This is a genomic window from Bifidobacterium catulorum (assembly GCF_003129925.1).
GTDB lineage: Bacteria > Actinomycetota > Actinomycetes > Actinomycetales > Bifidobacteriaceae > Galliscardovia > Galliscardovia catulorum.
In genome coordinates this window covers 1-18,941 of record NZ_QFFN01000035.1, presented here as the reverse complement: position 1 = coordinate 18,941, position 18,941 = coordinate 1, and the positions used below count along the sequence as shown (strand labels likewise).

Genomic DNA, 18,941 nt, shown 5'->3' with positions numbered 1-18,941 from the left:
TTCCATACCCGCACACACAAAAGCCCCGGCCACGACGCCGAGGCTCAACACCCCACCACACAAACTGGCGAAGGCTCAAAAATAACTGAATTAGGCTCATACCCGCCCATTTCAGAGGAGAATCATGGGGAACTGGAAGAAAGTGGTGGCAGCGATAGCCGCCATACCGATGCTGGCGGCCATCGTGCCGGCGGCAAGCGCGGCGACGCCGTCGACGTCGGCCGCCGCGGATTCAGGCAGTGTCAATCTGCTGGATAACGCCGACTTCGAAAGCGCGCAAGGCGGCTGGTCGGGCTGGATGTCGCAGGACACGTCCGGCAGCGGCAGCGTCACGGCCGATCTCGGCACCGCCGGCGCGCATTCCGGCAAGGTCGCGCCGGTATTGTCATCCGACGCCAACAGCAAACTGGACGTCAAGTTCCGTCAGGGCGCCACGCAGAACGCGAACCTGAAGAGCGTCCCCGCCGGCACGTACGAGCTGTCGATGTGGGCGCTCGGCGACGGTGCCAAGAACGAGAAGCTCACGCTTTCCGCCTACAAGTCCGACGCCAACACCTTCAGCCAGGTGCTGAAGGCCGACGTCGCGGGCAAGACGGACGCGGTATTCGCCGACAAAACCACGTGGAAGCAGTCCACAGTCAAGTTCACGACCACCGAGGCCGGCCCGCTGAACATCGTGGTCGCGGCGACCGGCGACGCCGGATCATGGGCCGCGGTCGACGACATCGCGCTGACCAAGGTCACGACGCCGTCCGTCGATACGACGCCGCTTGAGGAGAACGGCGGCATCACGGTGGCCGACGGCGACGCGAACGCGACGATAACCAAGGACGCCGATTTCGGCAACGTCGTGAACATCAAGGGAGCATGGGTCAACGGCAGCGCCACCGACGGCGTGCCCACCACCGACGTCGCCAACTTCAAGGATCCGGGCGTCTTCAACGGTTCCGCATGGACGCTCAACGCCGACGTGAAGATCACCGACGCCGACACGAACGCCGCCAACCTCGACAAGAAGGCCGCGTTCACCATCGGCACCAAGGACCAGGCGGTGAACCTGCTCCTTGGAGCCGGCAAGCTCGGTTACGGCACCACCAACGGCGGCGTCTCCGGCAAGACGGCGGCGCTGTCCGCGACGCCGAAGACCGGCGAGTGGGCGGCGCTGTCCGTCGTATACTCCGAAGATGCCGACACGGGCATCGTCACCGTATACATGGACGGCGAGCAGGTGCTCGCGCCGACGAAGCTCGGCTTCAAGCTCAGCGAACAGCAGGATACGAAGGCATATCTCGGCCACGGATTCAACACGAGCTTCGCGCTCGTCGGCACGTATGACGCCATCACCGTAAGCTCCACCGCGGCGACGTCCGACGCCGCCAAGAAGGACACCGCCGACCGTCTCGCCGCCAAGAAGGCCGCCTCCGTGCTGCCCGACGCCGGCAAGCACGGCAACAACGGCTATCTGTGGCTCAACTTCAAGGCCACGGACTATGAGAAGGTGAACCTCGGCTACAGCGAGAACGGCTACGACTGGACCGCACTCAACAAGGGCAACGCCGTCATCACCTCCAACGTCGGCACCAAGGGTCTGCGCGACCCGCACCTGCTCAAGCTGGAGAAGGCCGACGCCGACGGCTACAAATACGTGATGCTCGGCACCGACCTGCACGCCGAAGGCTCCGCCGCAGGCGGCAGCTGGAACCAGATCACCGCCAGCAAGTATCTCGTGATCTCCAAGTCGAAGGACCTGGTCACGTGGACCACGCCGAAGCTCGTGCCCACGGGCCTCACCGACCAGCAGGCCGGCAACGCCTGGGCCCCCGAGGCCATCTGGGATCCCCAGACCAACGACTATCTCGTGTACTGGTCCACGCGCGATCTCTCCACCGGCAACACCACCGCCACCACGAACCTGAAGGTCTACAAGGCCCACACCACGGACTTCGAGTCGTTCAAGAACCCGACCGTGTGGATCGACCAGAGCAAGCTCGGTCTGGGCGACGCCGGCAACATCATCGACACGACCATCGTGAAGGGCGACGACGGCGACTACTACCGCTTCTCCACCTCCGACTGGTACACGGTCGTCGACTACGCCAAGACCCTGGACGGGGATTGGACGCGCATCGTCGAACGCAACTCCGGTGTGAACGCCGACGGCACCTCCAAGGTCACCGGCGACAAGGTGGTCTCCACCACGGCGGCCGGATTCAGCAACCATGTCGAAGGCCTGACCGTATTCCAGCTCAACAGCGGCGCCTGGATGATCATGGCCGACAACGGCGGATACCGTGGCTACACCATCAACCGTCTCTCCGATCTGAAGAACGGCGGCACGGTCGCTGCGGCGAAGACCTCCTTCAGTGAGCGCTTCCGTCACGGCACCGTGGTTGAGCTCACCGCCGACGAGCAGAAGGCCGTGCTCGACGCCTACGGCGAGAACGCCGGCGAGGTCAAGCCGGTCGAACCGGACACCGCCGGCTCCAAGCCGATCGCCACGTACGATTTCGAGGACGCCGCCAAGCCCGGCAAGGATACGACCGGCAACGGCAACGACCTGACGCTGGAAGGCAAGGCCGCGCGGGCGAACGACGACGTGAAGAACAGCAACGTGCTCAGGCTCGACGGCTCCGACGGCGCCTATGCGGCGTTCCCGCAGGGTCTGTTCGACGGCCGCAACAAGCTGACCGTCTCGATGGACGTCAAGACCGAGATCAACGCGAACCACTTCACGTTCACGTTCGGTCAGGACAAAACCAAGTACTACTTCCTCAAGTACAACAACTCCGGCGAGCTGGCCAGCCGCATCACCACGAATTCGTATGGCGCGGAGGACGCCGCCAACGCCACGATCTCCGGGGCGGGATGGCACAAGGTCACCGTCACGCTGGACGACAACGTGATGACCGTGTATGCGGACGGCGAGCAGGTGGCCCAGAACAAGACGACCAAGAACAAGGTCACCGATCTGGGCAGGAACCTGCTGGCCTACCTCGGCAAGTCGTTCTACGACGACGCCTACTTCAAGGGTTCGTTCGACAACGTGAACGTGTGGAACCGCGTGCTCACGCCGAGCGAGGTCGCACAGATGAGCCCCGAGGCGCTTACCAAGCTGAGCGTGGAAAAGACCGAGCCGAACAACCAGGTGCTGTCGCAGACCATCACCGACGGCAAGGACGGCGAGAAGGAACTCAACCTGACGCTCGACTACTGGACTCCGGACGGCGGCACCACGAACGCCAGGACCGACAAGTCCAAGCTTGCCCTGAAGTTCAAGGTCGCCGACGGATCCACGGTCACCATGGCCGACGGTTCCGCGCTGCCCGCCACGCAGGACCTGACCAAGGACTTCAAGGTCAAGGTCACCACCGCCGACGGCAAGACGTCGCAGGTGTACAACGTCACCGCGCAGGTGCTGGTCACGCCGATCCGCGTGGCCGGCGAGAAGGACGGCACCGGCGTGATGGGCATGAAGTTCTTCGCCGACCCGCAGGTGTTCGCCGACGGCGGCAAGTACTACATCTTCCCGACCACCGACGGCAAGTCCGACTGGAACGGATACCAGGTGCGCTGCTTCGAGTCCTCCGACATGGTCAACTGGGTGGACAAGGGCGTGATGGTCGATCTGAAGGACCAGAACCTTGACGGCACGCCGGATTCCGACATCCTGCCGAGCCGCACCCGCGCCGCCTGGGCCCCGGCCTTCGCCAAGCGTGACGGCAAGTACTACCTGTACATCTCCGGCAACTCGCAGACCAACGTGGCCGTCTCCGACCGCATCGACGGCGGCTACGTGCTGCAGAACGCCAAGGTGACGGACGGCATCGACCCGGCCGTCTTCGAGGACCCGCAGACCGGCAAGTGGTACATCGCCTGGGGCCAGGGCAAGGGCCGGTACGCCGAGCTCAACGACGACATGAAGTCCATCAAGGCCGACACCAAGAAGGAATACGCCGGAGAGAACGCCGACAAGTGCGCAGCGCTTGTGGGCAAGCAGGATATTCCGATGTGCGGTCTGCGCGAGGCCTCGTACATCACCGCGCGCCAGGATGCCAACGGCAAGTGGTGGTACTACTACAGCTACTCGGTGGACGACACCAACAGCGAGAACTACCGTGTGGCCTACGCCACCGCCGAATCGATGGACGGTCCGTGGACGTACCGCGGCGAGATTCTCAACAAGGACACCGCCAAGGGCATCCTCGGCACCGCGCACCACTCGCTGATGCAGGTGCCCGGCACCGATGACTGGTACATCGTGTACCACGCCTTCCTCACCGATGAGATGCGTCCGCGACTGGTCGATCCCGAGACCGGCAAGCAGCTGGCCAACGGCAACAAGCGCGAGACCCGCATCGCCCGACTGACCTACACCAACCCGACCGACGGCTCCGTGCCGCTGCTCGAACGCGTGCCGGTCACGTATGAGGGCGTGCTGCCGGAGACGACGCCGGCCGTGTCGGTCGCGGGCGGGGCCGCCGATGGCGCCGCCACGAAGGTCGGCACCAAGCTGACGGCTTCGTTCAACTCCGGTTGGAAGCTCGCCTCCGTGCAGTGGTACCGCGCCGACAAGGCCGATGGCACCGGCGAGACGAAGATCGACGGTGCGACCAACGCCGAGTACACGTTGACCAACGACGACGCAGGCAAGGTCGTGTACGCCAAGGCCATTGGCGAGAACACCACCGGCGTGCTGCAGAACGCCCAGCCCGGCACCGCGGGTGCGAAGGCCTCCAAGACCAATGAGCTCACGACCACGGCCGTGACCGTTGACAAGGCGCAGAAGCCGAGCACCGTGCCGGTCACCGGCGTGAAGGTCACCGGAGACAACGAGCTCAAGGTGGGCGAGTCCACGACGCTGAAGGCCGAGGTCACCCCGACCGACGCCAGCGACAAGGCCGTGACGTGGTCGAGTTCCGACCCGTCGGTCGCCACGGTGAACGCGGACGGCAAGGTCACGGCCGTGAAGGCCGGCGCCACCACCATCACCGCAACGTCGGTGTCTGATCCGTCGGTCAAGGGCGAGTTCACCATCACCGTGACCAAGGACTCCGAGGCGACCAAGCCGACGCTGACCATCAACGGCAAGAACGTCAAGGACGGCAAGCTGTCGATGAAGGTGAAGGCCGAGGAGGTGCTCACCGCCACCTACACCGCCGATGGAGACGTCGACGGCAAGCAGATCGAGTGGAAGTCCTCCGATGAGTCGGTCGCGGCATTCAAGGTCGCCAAGGCTCGTTCCACCGGCACGAACCAGCAGACGCTGGTCGCGCTGAAGAAGGGCAAGACCACCGTGACCGCGAAGGTCGGCGATCTGACCGCCACCGTCGAGGTCACTGTGACCGAGGCAGAGGGCGGCCAGCAGCCCGGTGGCAACAACAACGGTGGAAACAACGCCGGCGGCAACACTGGCAATGGTTCCGGTTCCAACACTGGCAATGGTTCCGGTTCCACTGGTGCGGACGGTGGCCAGTATGGCGGCGACGAGCAGAAGCCGTCCAAGGGTTCCGCGCTGAGCCGGACCGGTGTGGCCGTGGGTGTGGTGGCCCTGGCCGCGGCCGCGTTCGCGGGTGCTGGCGTGGTGCTCACGCTGCGCAGGCGCCGCGCCTGACCGTGCGGGCCCCGGGGTCCGGCCGTGTCGGATCCCGGGGCCTCGCGCTGTGCCGCGTGTTGGATTTGCCTCCGTGTGTTGGATTGGATGCTGCGTGTTGGACTTTTGCTTATGTGATGGGAACAAAAACGTTGGAATTCCAATGTTGGTGTTTTTCGTGTCCCAGCACGTAACGCCAAGTCCAACACGTAACGCCAAGTCCGGCACGTTCGGCACGTTGGGGTGGTGTCACGTGGGCCGTCTGAGGGGAGCAGTTCACAATCCGGGGTTCTCCCCTCAGTCAGGCTGTCGCCTGACGGCTCCCCTCGGGGAGGGGAGCCTATTGGTGAGTCGTTTCGTCTTGCGGGCTTCCCTCGGGGAGAGGGCCTGCTGGCTGGGATGCTCCATGTAATCGGCTCCCCTCGGGTTTGAGGGGAGCTGGCGGCCGTGGGCCGTCTGAGGGGAGTCGTGGTCGGGGTTCTCCCCTCAGTCAGGCTGTCGCCTGACGGCTCCCCTCGGGGAGGGGAGCCTATTGGTGAGTCGTTTCGTCTTGAACTGCGCCCTGCGTGCTGGACTGGCCGCCACATGCCCGGCCCATATGACGCCGCAGCGGCATTACGCAAAGGCGTCACGGCATGAGTACGGCGGCGCCGGTGAACGCGCCCGCCTTGAGATCCTTCAGCGCCTGTTGCGCCTGATCCAGCGCATAAGGATGCGCGTCGATCGTGATATGGTGCGCGGCGGCGAACGCCAGGAACTCCCGTCCGTCCCGCCGCGTATTCGATTCCACGGAGCGAATCTCCTTCTCGTGGAACAAATGCTTCTCGTAGTTCAACGTCGGCACGTCGCTCATATGGATACCCGCCAGAGACAGCACGCCGCCCGGCCGCAACGCCTCCAACGCCGGCAGCACGATGGCGCCCACCGGTGCGAAGATGATCGCGGCGTCCAACGGTTCCGGCGGCATCTCATACGCATCGTCGGCGAACGCGCAGCCGAGTTTCAGCGCCAGTTTCTGCGCATTCCTTCCGCGTGTAAGCACGTGGACGCGCATCCCCAGCGCCAACGCCACCTGCGCGGTGATATGCGCCGAACCGCCGAACCCGTACAGACCGAGCACCGGTTTGTGTCCCAGCCGTTCGGCGATCGCGTCGCGCGCCGCATCCAGATCGAGGTCCTCGAACGAGACCCCGTCCAGCAGTCCGGTGCGTTTGAGTGAACGGAACCCGATGATTCCGGCGCACAGCAGCGGCGCCACGGTCTCCAACGAATACGGGGTTCCGTCCTTGCCTCCGCCCAGCAGTGGCTCCAGCGAATACAGGTAGTCGATCGGCGCGACCATGTATTGCGCGTACCCGCCGTTCGCATCCCAGCCGTTGTATAGCGAATGCTGGCAGAGGTTCTCCTTGCCGCCGTGGCAGAATTCGCATTCGTTGCATGTATGCCGCAGCCACGCGGCCCCCACGCGCTCGCCGATCCGTGTCTCGAACCGGTTGCCGAACACGTCGACGCCGGCGTCCGGCCCCAACGCCACGACCTCGCCGACCACCTCATGACCGGGCGTCACCTGTTCGCGATGGACCGGCAGATCGCCTTCGGTGACGTGCAGGTCCGTGCGGCACACCCCGCAGGCCATCACGCGCAGCAGTGCATCGCCGGGACCGGGCCGCGGCACGGGTTTCTCCACCCATTCGAGCGGATCGTCGTCGATATTCCCGGGCTGTTCGCGCACCCGCCATGCGTGCATGGTTTCGGGGATCTGCGCCGTCCCAGCTGTTGGGGCTGTCGCGGCTGTCGCGGCGGGTCCGCTGCCCGCCGGTGCGTCCGGTGCGTCCGGTGCGTCCGGCGTGGAATCAAAAGCGGCATTGGCATTGGCGTTGGTATCGTGTTCGTTGTTCATTGCGGCATTGCGAATGTCATCATGTAAAACACTCATACAACCCTATGGTAGACGCCGTTGGTTGCGAATATGTGGAGCTTTCAGGGCCGCGCGCGTCCGTTCCGCGCGTCCGTTCCGTACGTCCGTTCCGTACGTCCGTTCCGTGCGTTCATGCCGTACGTTCATGCCGTGCGCCCATGCCGTGTGCGTTCGCTATGCCGATTCCGCGAGTGGTGAGCTTTGTCCGCCGAAAAAAATCCGGCCGCTGCAATTGCAACGGCCGGAAGCGGATTGGAACCCGAGTCCGCGGACCAAGGCCTCACCACTCAGGTTTTCCCTGAGATGCGGCCTTGCTCCCGGAAGGGTCTTTTTATTTCCTTATTTCCCCGCCTGGGTGAGCTGGTACATCACCAGCAGCACGGCCAGCCAGATCACGCCGGCGATCACGGCCACGCGGTAGCTGGGGGAGAAGAGCATGAGCACCACGACGAGCGCGAGGAACGCAAGCACCACCCACGGTGTGACGCGCGCGAACGGCAGCTTGAAGTGGATGGCGTCGATCGCCTTCTGCCCGGAGAGCCCGGCCAGCGCGGAGTCCGCAGGCGCCTTGCCGGCGGCGGCCACTCGGCGGAACTTCATTTCGGTGAACATGATCATCGTCCAGTTGATGATGCCGGCGATCGTGGCGATGGACATCAGGTAGTTGAATGCGAACTCGGGCCACAGGAACACCACGACCACGGCGATGGCGGTGATCACCGCGGAGGTGAGCACGCCGGCGACGGGCACGCCGTGCTTGTTGAGCTTGCCGAGGTAGGCGGGCGCGTTGCCCTGCTTGGCCAGCGAGTAGAGCATACGCGAGTTGGCGTACAGTCCGGAGTTGTAGACGCTCATCACCGCGGTGAGGCAGACGAAGTTGAGGATGCCGGCGGCCGCGTGCACGCCAACGGAGTCGAAGATCTGCACGAACGGGCTGGATTTGCCGTCGATCATGTTCCACGGCACGACGGCCATGATGACGCCGAGCGCGCCGATGTAGAACACGAGGATTCGCCAGATGATGTCGTTGGTGGCGCGAGGGATCGTACGGCGCGGGTCTTCGGTCTCGCCGGCGGTGATGCCGATGAGTTCGGTGCCGCCGAAGCTGAACATCACCACGACGAGCGCCATGAGCAGTCCGGTCCATCCGTCGGGTGTGTGGGACATCAGTCCGTTGGGGAAGAAGCCTCCGCCGACGGTGAACCAGTTGGCGAAGCTGGCCTTGACGCCGGAGTCGGTCGGCAGGGCGAAGACGATGACTGCGAGTCCGCCGAGGATCATGGCCACGACGGCCACGATCTTGATGATGGCGAACCAGAATTCGAATTCGCCGAACTGGCTGACGCCGAGCAGGTTGGCCGCCGCGATGACGGCGAGGAACACGGCCGCCGAGACCCATGTGGGAATCGCCGGGAACCAGTAGTTGACGAATGTGCCCACGACGGACAGCTCGACCATGGAGACGAGGATGTAGTTGAACCAGTAGTTCCATCCGGAGACGAATCCGGCCCGCTTGGACCAGTACTGGGTGGCGTAGTAGCTGAACGCGCCGGCCTTGGGGTCCTCGACCGACATCTCGCTCAGCGCGCGCACAATCATGAAGATCGCGAGTCCGCCGATCAGGTAGGCCAGCAGAATCGCGGGGCCGGCCAGCGCGATGGATTCCGCGGAGCCGTAGAACAGGCCGGTTCCGATGGCGCCGCCGAGCGCGATGAGCTGGATGTGACGGTTCTTCAGTGATTTACGAAGCGATGCGGGCACCGGCACGTCGTCGGTCTCGCGGGGTTTGGTCGATTGTTCGGCCATGGCGTTCCCTTCCTCTCTGTTGGCTGGGCGAATGTCGCAGATGGACGTCGGGCGGGCGTTCCACGTGAAACATTCGGTATGGGCGCCTTTGCCGATGACTCGGTTCGGGCGTCGTTCGAGCAACGTGTAACGAGGGTAGTCGCACGGCACGTCACCGTCGGTGATGCGCCCATAACGCGGAAGGTGCCACGCGTGTGCGATCTGGCGGCGCAGACGTGTCGCGCGCTCCGTGTCGCGCGCCCCGCGACCCGTCCGTAACGTGGAAGGCGCCAAGTGCGGGGCGGGGTGTGAGGTGTGTTTTGACGTGATGTGCCGCCGAGTACGGCGAAGCCGTCGCGGGTCGGGATTCTCGTGGGAATCGCCGAATAGTTGACACTATGAAATATTGATGATAAAAAATATCGCGGAAGCCGCCGTATGGCGGAATCGAGAAAGGAACGATCATGGGATTCGCCGAGGAGGCGGTATCGGAGATGTTCTCACTCACGATGAACGATCGTGGCAAGTCCTTTGACAAGATGAACCGCGGGTCTCGCGGCGAACGCCCGGCGTTGCATATACTGGCCGCGTCGAGCGTGCCGTTGACGCCGGGGCGCATATCCGACGATCTGGGTGTCAGTCCGGGTCGTGTGTCCGCGATTCTGGATCGGCTGGAGAAGAAGGGGATGGTCGTACGCGAAACCGACCCATCCAATCGCCGAAACGTGCTGGTGAGCGTCACCAAGCTTGGTCGTGAAACGGACGAGTCGATGTTCCGCGAGATTCATGATCGTTTTGTCCGTGTGTTCGAACGAATGGGGGAGGACCATACCCGGCAGTTCCTTGACCGATGCAAGGAATTCGTCGACTGCATGCATGATGAAGGGTTCCCCGGCCCGCCCGCCGGTCCGCCGTGCAAGATCTGAATCATGCTCCGCTGGTCGCGTGCCGCGAGGCCGCGCCGAATCGAACGACCGCACGCCCGGCGTCAAGCCGGGTTTTATATTGCATAATATTGAACACTATAAATAATGACTACTGAAAATAAATACGAACACAGCGTGAACCATAACAAAACGCAACGGAACACGAGGGGAGTGTAATCGTGCTGAAAATCAGTAAATATCTGTCCAGATCCGAATGGGGGCAGCTATTCGTCGGATTCCTACTCATCATCGCGCAGATCTGGTTCAATCTGGAACTTCCGGACTACATGGCCGACATCACCCGGCTCGTTGAGACGCCCGGCAGTGAAATGAGCGACGTATGGGTCGCCGGTGCCAAGATGCTCGCCGTATCGCTGGGCGCCGTCGTATGCATGGCGCTCACCGGCCTGATCACCGCACGCGTCGGCGCCTCGTTCAGCCGTCGATTGCGGTCCCTGGAATTCTCGCGAGTCGAATCGTTCGGTCCCGCCGAGATGAACCGCTTCTCCACGGCCAGCCTCATCACCCGTTCGACCAACGACATCACGCAGATCCAGATGTTCATGACCATGGGCCTGATGCTGCTCGTGCAGTCGCCGATCATGGCCGTATGGGCCGTGCTCAAGATCGCCGGCAAGGGATTCGAATGGACGATCGCCACCGGCGTGGCCGTCGTCATCCTACTCGTGGCCGTGGCCGTGCTCATGGCGTTGGTCATGCCGAAATTCAAGGCAATGCAGGCGTTGACCGACAACATCAACCGCGTGGCCCGCGAGAACCTCACCGGCCTGCGCGTGGTGCGCGCCTACAACGCCGAGGACTATCAGGAACGCAAGTTCGACAAAGCCAACGACGAACTGACCGAAACGCAGCTGTTCACCAACCGCGCGATGAGCGTGATGATGCCGCTTATGAACACCGTGATGAACGGGCTCATGCTCGCCGTCTACTGGATCGGCGCCTACCTCATCGACGCCGCCGCCATGACGGACAAGCTCACCCTGTTCTCCAACATGGTGGTGTTCTCCAGCTACTCGGTGCAGGTGATCATGAGCTTCCTCATGATGAGCATGGTGTTCGTACTGTGGCCGCGCGCCGACGTCTCAGCCAAACGCATCCTCGAAGTGCTCGACACCGAGCCGGCCGTCACCGACGGCACGGCGGACTCCGGGGCGAATGACGCCTCCGGCCGGGAGCTGCGCGGCGAGGTCGAGTTCCGCGACGTGAGCTTCACCTACCCCGATTCGCGCGAGCCGATGCTCGAACACGTGAGCTTCAAGGCCGAACCCGGCCAGACCGTCGCGTTCATCGGCTCGACCGGCTCCGGCAAATCCACGCTCGTCAACCTCGTGCCGCGATTCTACGACGCCACCGAGGGGAAGGTGCTCGTCGACGGCGTCGACGTGCGTGACTACCGGCTCAAAGCCCTGCGCGACAAGATCGGCTACGTGCCGCAGCGATCCGTGATGTTCAAGGGAACCGTGGCAAGCAACGTGGCGTACGGCGACAAGGATGCGCGAAACGTGTCCGCATCCACCACCGTTTCCGTGCCCGCTTCCGATAAGGCCGTCACAGTCACCCCCGCCGATGCCGATGCCGTCGCCGACTCCGTGCACGCCGCCATCGATGTGGCGCAGGCCAGCGAATTCGTCGATAAGATGCCGCGCGGCATCGATTCCGACATCGCCCAGGGCGGTTCCAACGTGTCCGGCGGGCAGAAGCAGCGTCTCTCCATCGCGCGCGCGGTATGGCGTCACCCCGAGATCCTCGTGTTCAACGACTCGTTCTCCGCGCTCGACTTCCGCACCGACCGCGAAGTGCGCGAGGCGCTCGCCCGCGAATGCGCCGACTCCACCAAACTGATCGTCGCCCAGCGCATCGGCACGATCATGCACGCCGACCAGATTATCGTGCTCGACGACGGCCGCGTGGTCGGCCACGGAACGCACAGGGAGCTGCTCGACAACTGCGATGTCTACCGCGAAATCGCCGAAAGCCAGCTCAGCCAGTCGGAACTCGCCGCCTGACCGGCCATGCAAGCCGCCTCGCTCGGGATGGCGGTTGCGGCCGGCTCCATCTCTTAATAACACCGCTTACAACACCTCGAATGGGTGCTGCTGAACACTTCCGGGAGATCGATATTCGTTTCTCGACCGTAGGCTCGGCCGAACGGCCTTGAGTGCGTTGAGGAATGAATATCGACCGACCCGCGCAGCACGCCAGCCAATGAAAGGACTTCGCAACCATGCCAGGACCAATGAGGCCGAACCGGACACAGGAGAAACCGCAGGACTTCGGCAAGATCATGGGCAAGCTCATCCGCTTCTGCAAGCGGTATCTGCCCGCCATGGCCATCGCGCTGATACTCGGCGCGGCCGGCACCATCTTCCAGATCATCGGACCGGACAAACTCAAGGACATCACCAACGAGATCACCAAAGGCCTTCCCGCCATCGTGCATGGGCGGCCTGTCGTCGGCAGCATCGACCTCGACGTCGTGACGACGATGTGCGTCACGCTGGTCATGCTGTACGTCGGCTATGCGCTGCTCACCTATGTGCAAAGCTGGATCATGGCCACCGTCACCCAACGCACCGCACAACGCCTGCGCGACGAAATATCGAAGAAAATCAACCGTCTTCCGCTCAAATACTTCGACAAGACCAGCTACGGCGACGTGCTCAGCCGCATCACCAACGATGTGGACGCCATCGGCCAGACGCTCGGCCAGTCATTGGGCGCGCTCATCACGTCTATTACGCTGTTCGTCGGCTCGTTGGTGATGATGTTCACCACCAACGTGACGATGACGCTCACCGCGATCGGCGTCAGCGTCATCGGACTGGTCATCATGCTCGCCATCATGAAGGCCACGCAGAAATACTTCACGCTCCAGCAGCTCGCGCTCGGCGAGGTCAACGGCCATGTGGAGGAGATGTACGCCGGCCACACCATCGTCAAGGCGTATTCCGGCGAAGACGACTCCATCGCGCAGTTCGAGCAATATAACGACCGCCTGTACGTGTCCGGATGGAAATCGCAGTTCCTGTCCGGACTCATGATGCCGATCATGCAGTTCGTCGGCAATCTCGGCTACGTGGCCGTATGCGTGGTGGGTGCCGCGCTTGCCATGAACGGCAGCATCGAATTCGGCGTGATTGTGGCGTTCATGATGTACATCCGCCTGTACACACAGCCGCTGTCGCAGTTCGCTCAGGCGTTCCAGAACCTGCAGCGGTGCGCCGCCGCGTCCGAACGCGTGTTCGGCTTCCTGGAGGAGCCGGAGATGAGCGACGAACGCGCGCTCGAAGGCCGTCGCATCTCCGACGAGGCCGGCGACGCCAACGGATTGCGCGGCGACGTGGAATTCGACCACGTGAGCTTCGGCTACAAGCCCGGCGAACTCGTGATCCACGACTTCAGCGCCAGCGTGAAGGCCGGGCAGAAGGTCGCGATCGTGGGACCGACCGGTGCCGGCAAGACCACCATGGTGAATCTGCTCATGCGCTTCTACGACCTCAACGGGGGCGACATCCGCATCGACGGCGTATCGACGTCCTCGGTGCCGCGGTCCGAAGTGCACGACCAGTTCGCCATGGTGCTGCAGGACACGTGGACGTTCGAGGGCACCATTCGCGAGAACATCGTGTATGCCAAGCGGGATGTGACCGACGAACAGGTGCGGGAGGCGTGCCGGGCCGTGGGGCTCGACCGGTTCATCCGCTCCCTGCCCGACGGCTACGACACCGTGCTCAACGACAACACGAGCCTGTCCGCCGGCCAGAAGCAGCTGCTCACCATCGCGCGAGCCATGATCCAGGACGCGCCGATTCTGATTCTCGACGAAGCGACGTCGTCGGTCGACACCCGTACCGAGGAACTCATCCAGAAGGCCATGGACCAGCTGACCGTGGGACGCACGAGCTTCGTGATCGCGCACCGACTGTCCACGATTAAGAACGCCGACATGATCCTCGTGATGAAGGACGGCGACATCATCGAACGCGGCACGCATGACGAGCTGCTCGCCAAAGGCGGGTTCTACGCCGACCTGTACAACAGCCAGTTCGCCACCCTCGCCGCGTGAGGTTGGGGTGCCGTGTGGTGGGGTGTTGCGCGTTGCGGTGCCGTGCGTTGCGGTGTACGTCGTGTGACGGGCGGCGGATTGGCGCGCCGGCGTATCGCGATATCCGGCTGAGCGTCGCCTATGCCTATGCTGGGCGTTACGACACTCGCCCGCCCGTGCCCGGCATGACCATCGTCTCCTATGCTGGGCGATATCAACGTCAGCGGAAAACCGGCGAAAACCTCGGAAAGGAGCCGATATGACCCACGATACGGATGATATGGCCCACGATGCAGTCCCCATGCCCCGCGATATGCGTGATACGCACGATATGCGCGATATGGCCCGGCTCGCGGGATTCGAGACGCCGCGACTCGGCATGGGTACCATGGCGCTCGCCATCGAGGGTCGTCCCGCCGACCGGCGCGTCGCCATCGATACGATCCATGCCGCGCTCGACACCGGCGTGCGCTATCTCGACACCGCATGGTCGTATTATCTGCCCAGCAGGCCAGGAACCGGCGAACCCGACGACCTCGGCTACGGCGAAAAACTCGTGTACGAGGCGCTGTCCACCTGGAACGGCCCGCAGGACGACGTGCTCGTCGCCACCAAGACCGGCTGGCTGCGCACGCTCTCCGCCGCTCCCTCCTCTTCTCGGCTCCCTCTTCCGGGGAGAGCAGTCGAGCCCAAATCCGCCATCGCCGACCGGACCGGCGCCGTCGTTGGCAATAGCTTCGGCGAATACGGCTGGCGGGCCGACGCCCGTCCCGAAACCATCATCCGCCAGGCCAAGGAATCCGCACGACGACTGCACGTCGATTCGCTGAGCCTGTTGTATTCGCATTGCAACGACCCGCAACTGCCCTACGAGGACCAGATGGGTGCGTTCAGGCGGCTCGTCGATGAGGGCGTCGTCCGGCACGTCGGCATCTCGCGCGTCGACGCGCATGACATCGACGTCGCCAGATCCATCCTCGGCGACAGTCTCGTCGCCGTGCAGAACCAGTTCTCCCCGTCGTATCCCGACCCCGACCATACGTTGGAATATTGCATGAAGCTTGGCCTCGCATTCGTCTGCTGGTCGCCGCTCGGAGGCTTCCTCGATGACGTCGACCAGCGTCGATACGACCCGTTCCGTACGGTGGCCGATGCGCACGACTGCTCGTATCAGCGGGTCACGTTGGCGTGGGAATTGGCGCAATACGACCGTTTGTTCACCATTCCCAGCGCGCGAAATCCGCATGAAATCAAGGATTCGTTTGCGGCAACCTCCTTGGAGATGACTTCCGACGAGCTCGACTATCTCAATGCCGCGGTCGGCCGATGAAATATCGATGCGGCATCCGGTATGCGCGGCGAATGCAACGAATGCAACAAACGAACAGTAATCGTGGTGCTTCCCCCGGTTCCTGTTCGTTGCGTATATGACGTCGCGCATTCGTTCTTAGATTGCTCTAAGAATTCGTAAAGGTTCGGTGTCGGTAAACGTTTGAAGGGGTGATAGGGGGAATCGTTGAATGCGTGGCATACGGTATCCTGAATCATAGGTCCGGCATATGCCGGCCGACCTCTCGACAATGCCGGTGGGGTTTTGTGGCATATGTCGTTGAGGTTCAACGATCGTTCGCAGCAGTGATGATGCGGATGACCATATGAAGGGAAAACCATGCGTATGCAGACCGTCTCCAACCGTCGAGTCACGTTGTTCTTCGCCGTTCTCGCGGCGGTATTGATGCTGTTCGGCCTGTCCGCGTGCGGCAACGTCGGCGGGGGCGGGAACGCGCCCGCCAATTCGCCGTCGCAGTCGAGCAACACCGGCAATACCGGCACGTCCGATGACGATGCGGATGACAACGACGATGCGGATGATCAGAACGATGACGCCGATGACAATGCCGATGACCAGAACGACGACGCCGACGATCAAAACGATGATAATGATGACCAGAATGACGACAACGACGATGCCGACGACGGCAACGATGATAACTACGGCAACGATGATAACGACGACGGCAACGATGATGCCGACGATGATGCCGACGATCGTAACGACGACTAATTGCAGCATCGATTTGATTGCGGCACTGCCTGATTGCGGCGCTGCCTGATTGCAAACGCCGTCTGATTGCAGCGTCGGCTTGCTACAACATTGCCTGATCGTCCGTGACACGATCGAGCCAAGCGGCTCCGTCTCGCTGTCTTTCGACGGCTCCCCTCCATCGGGATGGGAGCCGTTTTGCATATGGTCGCCCCTCGTGAACGAGTGGAAGATGGGTTTCGGAAAGTTTTATAGGCCGTGTGCCAAGGGGTTCCTGTTCCTGGGGGGCTGAACCTGTGCCATTGGTGGATGGCATTGTCCAAGGGGCTCCCCTCGGAACCGAGGGGAGCTGGCCGCCGTAGGCGGTCTGAGGGGAGTTGTGTGGTTGGGGCTGTGCGGCCCCCTCAGTCAGGCTTCGCCTGACAGCTCCCCCACCGTTCGTGGGGGAGCCTGTTGGGTGGCCCGTCTCGCTGGTTGGCTCCCCTCATGAATGAGGGGAGCTGGCCGCCGCAGGCGGTCTGAGGGGAGTCGTTACGAAGAAGACGCCGTGCGGCACGTTCACACGGTGAACAATCGTCCGGGGAAATGCGCGGATGCGCCGGCGTTGCGTCCGGCGTCGAGCATCGCGCATTCGAACGCCGGTGTTCCGTCCTGCGTGGAGAATTCGTGCGCCAGATCGCCGGCTTCGGCTACAAACAATGCGGTGGCAAGGCCGTCGGCCAGCATCGTGGGGTAGTGCAGACGCAGGTCGTCGATATCGTCCGTCGTACATGGATACGGATGGCCGTCAGGTGATGATTTCGTCGATGATTCTGGTGATTTCACCGGTGATTCCACTGGTGATTTCGTCGGGATGAGGACCTTGCCTCGTGGTACGAACACCCATGTGGCCTTGACGTCGTTCGCCGGCGTTCCGTCGACGGCGTTCAACAGATGATGCACTTCGCGCAACACGTCCCCTGCCCGGATACGCCAGTGGCGACGACTCGGCGCCGAGGCGCAGAGGGCGCCGTCGGTGATTGCCGCAGTGCCGATGGCACGGGATTCGTCATCCGGATCCTCCATGGCGACGGTCAGCGGTCTGGCCGGGGCGTGCAGATGGACCCGCAGGTCGCCGCCCGCGTCGATGACGTAATCGGCGCCCGGCAGTTCGTATTCAATCATGTTCGCCAGCAGATCGACCGTCATGCCTTTGCCGGCCGCCCCGAAATCCAATCGCATAGAACGGTCGACGGTGAGGAAACGGCTGTGATGTGAAACGTCGTCCTGCCATGTCGGTCTGCGTTGCAGGACATCCGCATACCGATCGGCGTGGAAGGAGGGTGCGGCGGACGATGTTCGGCCGTCATATGTGACGGCGATGGATTGGTTGCGATTGTGGTTGTTGCGGCTGCCGGCCGCGGCGTTGTCGTGGATGTTGGCTGCGGCATTGTCGAGGACGCTGCCGTCGGTATGTATGTTGGCGTCGTGCATGGCGGTTTCTGGCGTATCGTCGCCGCGCATCCGGAATGCCATATCCTCGTTGTATCCGAGTTCGGTGAGCTCCGCGCCGACCAAGGGGTCCATGGTGCCGCGTGATGCCGTGAACAGCCGATCATACAGTGCGAACAACGATTCCGCGCCGAGGCCGGACGGGAACTCGAACGTGCCGCCATCGGACGACGTGGCGATGCGACCGACCAGCGAATCGCGGCGGAATCGCGAGAACGAGGCTTCGAACTCCTCGATGAGCCTGGCTATGCGCCGTCGCATCGTGTGGGGCAGGGGTTGTGAGCATGTGACGATGATGCCCGTGCCCAGCGCCTGAGGGAACGCGGCGAGATGCGGCAGGCGTGGGGAACGATGCGCATCGGCCGCGGCCATGCTGTTGCTGTTGCGGTTTCCAGTGCTGGCGTTTGCGTCACTGCCTGTGCCTGTGTCTGTGTCTGTGTCTGGGCCCGTGCTGTTGAGGGCGTTCGTGCGGTTTCCAGTGCTGGTGTGTTTGACGGTGTTAGGGTTTGTGCCACTGCCTGTGCCACTGCTGCTGTTCGTACCTGTGCCGGTGCTGACGGTCATGGCTGCCATCGTAGTTGCGTGTTGGACTTGCCCTTGTGTGTTGGGTGTTGCGTTGCGTGTTGGACTTTGGCGTATGTGTCGGGAACGGAATCGTTGCAATTGCGGCGTTCGTGGTTTTGGCGTCCCATCACGTAGCTGGGAGTCCAACACGTAGCGCGAAGTCCAGCACGCGGTGGTGCGGTGTGGGGCGCATGGGGGTCGTGCATGGGGTCCCTACGCGGGTCATATGGTCCACATAGTGGTTGCGTCGCGGGAGGATTCCTGCGGGCCGTGGTTGAGGCATGATTCGGCATGGCGGGCGTGTTCCCGCCTCGGTTCCGTGGGCGCGGTTCTGCGTGGTTCCTCGCACCACATGTCCGTCGTACAGGCGCAATATCACATGTATGCAGAAAAATCAGGCTCTTCGGGTGTTTGTGTGGGTGTGGATCACTGGTCCGGCCTGCTGGTTATTGGCGTCCGGGGAGTTGTAGGTCGAGTCCTCCGCATTTGAGCATGACGAGGCTGATGAGGTTGTCGAGGTTGCGGTAGCCGTAGCCGATCTTGATGGTGGTCTTGAT

9 protein-coding genes are annotated in these 18,941 nt (G+C 62.9%); 5 read left to right on the top strand and 4 right to left on the bottom strand.

Annotated elements, in window-relative coordinates:
* The first annotated feature begins 124 nt into the window (after positions 1–124).
* Positions 125–5,611, top strand: a complete 5,487-nt coding sequence (locus tag DF200_RS09205; protein WP_109137980.1) for a family 43 glycosylhydrolase — start codon at positions 125–127, stop codon at positions 5,609–5,611.
* Between the two features lie 607 nt (positions 5,612–6,218).
* Here the strand turns inward: DF200_RS09205 and DF200_RS09200 are convergent.
* Together DF200_RS09200 and DF200_RS09195 are read right to left on the bottom strand one after the other, a co-directional pair.
* Positions 6,219–7,490, bottom strand: a complete 1,272-nt coding sequence (locus tag DF200_RS09200) for an alcohol dehydrogenase catalytic domain-containing protein (RefSeq protein WP_206603435.1) — start codon at positions 7,488–7,490, stop codon at positions 6,219–6,221.
* Positions 7,491–7,847: 357 nt separating this feature from the next.
* Positions 7,848–9,314 carry an amino acid permease gene (locus tag DF200_RS09195; RefSeq protein ID WP_109137978.1) on the bottom strand — a complete coding sequence of 489 codons (1,467 nt, stop codon included), beginning with the start codon at positions 9,312–9,314 and terminating at the stop codon, positions 7,848–7,850.
* A gap of 443 nt (positions 9,315–9,757) precedes the next feature.
* Here DF200_RS09195 and DF200_RS09190 point away from each other — a divergent pair, with 443 nt between their 5' ends.
* The 4 genes from DF200_RS09190 (at position 9,758) to DF200_RS09175 (ending at position 15,615) form a co-directional block, all read left to right on the top strand.
* Complete coding sequence (locus DF200_RS09190) at positions 9,758–10,219, top strand: MarR family winged helix-turn-helix transcriptional regulator (protein ID WP_109137977.1); 462 nt, start codon at positions 9,758–9,760, stop codon at positions 10,217–10,219.
* 179 nt (positions 10,220–10,398) lie between these two features.
* Positions 10,399–12,246: an ABC transporter ATP-binding protein gene (locus DF200_RS09185; protein ID WP_109137976.1), complete on the top strand. Its 1,848-nt coding sequence runs from the start codon at positions 10,399–10,401 to the stop codon at positions 12,244–12,246.
* 218 nt (positions 12,247–12,464) lie between these two features.
* A complete protein-coding gene (locus tag DF200_RS09180; RefSeq protein ID WP_109137975.1) occupies positions 12,465–14,306 on the top strand; it encodes an ABC transporter ATP-binding protein in 1,842 nt (613 codons plus the stop codon).
* Positions 14,307–14,586: 280 nt separating this feature from the next.
* On the top strand, positions 14,587–15,615 hold the full coding sequence (locus tag DF200_RS09175; RefSeq protein WP_439098327.1) for an aldo/keto reductase: 1,029 nt from the start codon (positions 14,587–14,589) through the stop codon (positions 15,613–15,615).
* 117 nt (positions 15,616–15,732) lie between these two features.
* On the opposite strand, the gene DF200_RS10715 is transcribed toward DF200_RS09175, so the two are convergent.
* Positions 15,733–16,533, bottom strand: a complete 801-nt coding sequence (locus DF200_RS10715) for a hypothetical protein (protein WP_146192060.1) — start codon at positions 16,531–16,533, stop codon at positions 15,733–15,735.
* A gap of 354 nt (positions 16,534–16,887) precedes the next feature.
* Positions 16,888–18,384 (bottom strand): FAD:protein FMN transferase, encoded by a 1,497-nt coding sequence (locus tag DF200_RS09165; RefSeq protein ID WP_158275836.1) that lies wholly within the window; start codon positions 18,382–18,384, stop codon positions 16,888–16,890.
* Positions 18,385–18,941: the final 557 nt, after the last annotated feature.

What these genes read in the sequence shown, in the direction of transcription:
- DF200_RS09175 (WP_439098327.1), top strand. Translation starts at nt 14,587, where the DNA reads ATGCCCCGCGATATGCGTGATACGCACGATATGCGCGATATGGCCCGG.
- DF200_RS10715 (WP_146192060.1), bottom strand. Translation starts at nt 16,533, where the DNA reads ATGCAAAACGGCTCCCATCCCGATGGAGGGGAGCCGTCGAAAGACAGC.
- DF200_RS09190 (WP_109137977.1), top strand. Translation starts at nt 9,758, where the DNA reads ATGGGATTCGCCGAGGAGGCGGTATCGGAGATGTTCTCACTCACGATG.
- DF200_RS09195 (WP_109137978.1), bottom strand. Translation starts at nt 9,314, where the DNA reads ATGGCCGAACAATCGACCAAACCCCGCGAGACCGACGACGTGCCGGTG.
- DF200_RS09205 (WP_109137980.1), top strand. Translation starts at nt 125, where the DNA reads ATGGGGAACTGGAAGAAAGTGGTGGCAGCGATAGCCGCCATACCGATG.
- DF200_RS09180 (WP_109137975.1), top strand. Translation starts at nt 12,465, where the DNA reads ATGCCAGGACCAATGAGGCCGAACCGGACACAGGAGAAACCGCAGGAC.
- DF200_RS09165 (WP_158275836.1), bottom strand. Translation starts at nt 18,384, where the DNA reads ATGACCGTCAGCACCGGCACAGGTACGAACAGCAGCAGTGGCACAGGC.
- DF200_RS09200 (WP_206603435.1), bottom strand. Translation starts at nt 7,490, where the DNA reads ATGAACAACGAACACGATACCAACGCCAATGCCAATGCCGCTTTTGAT.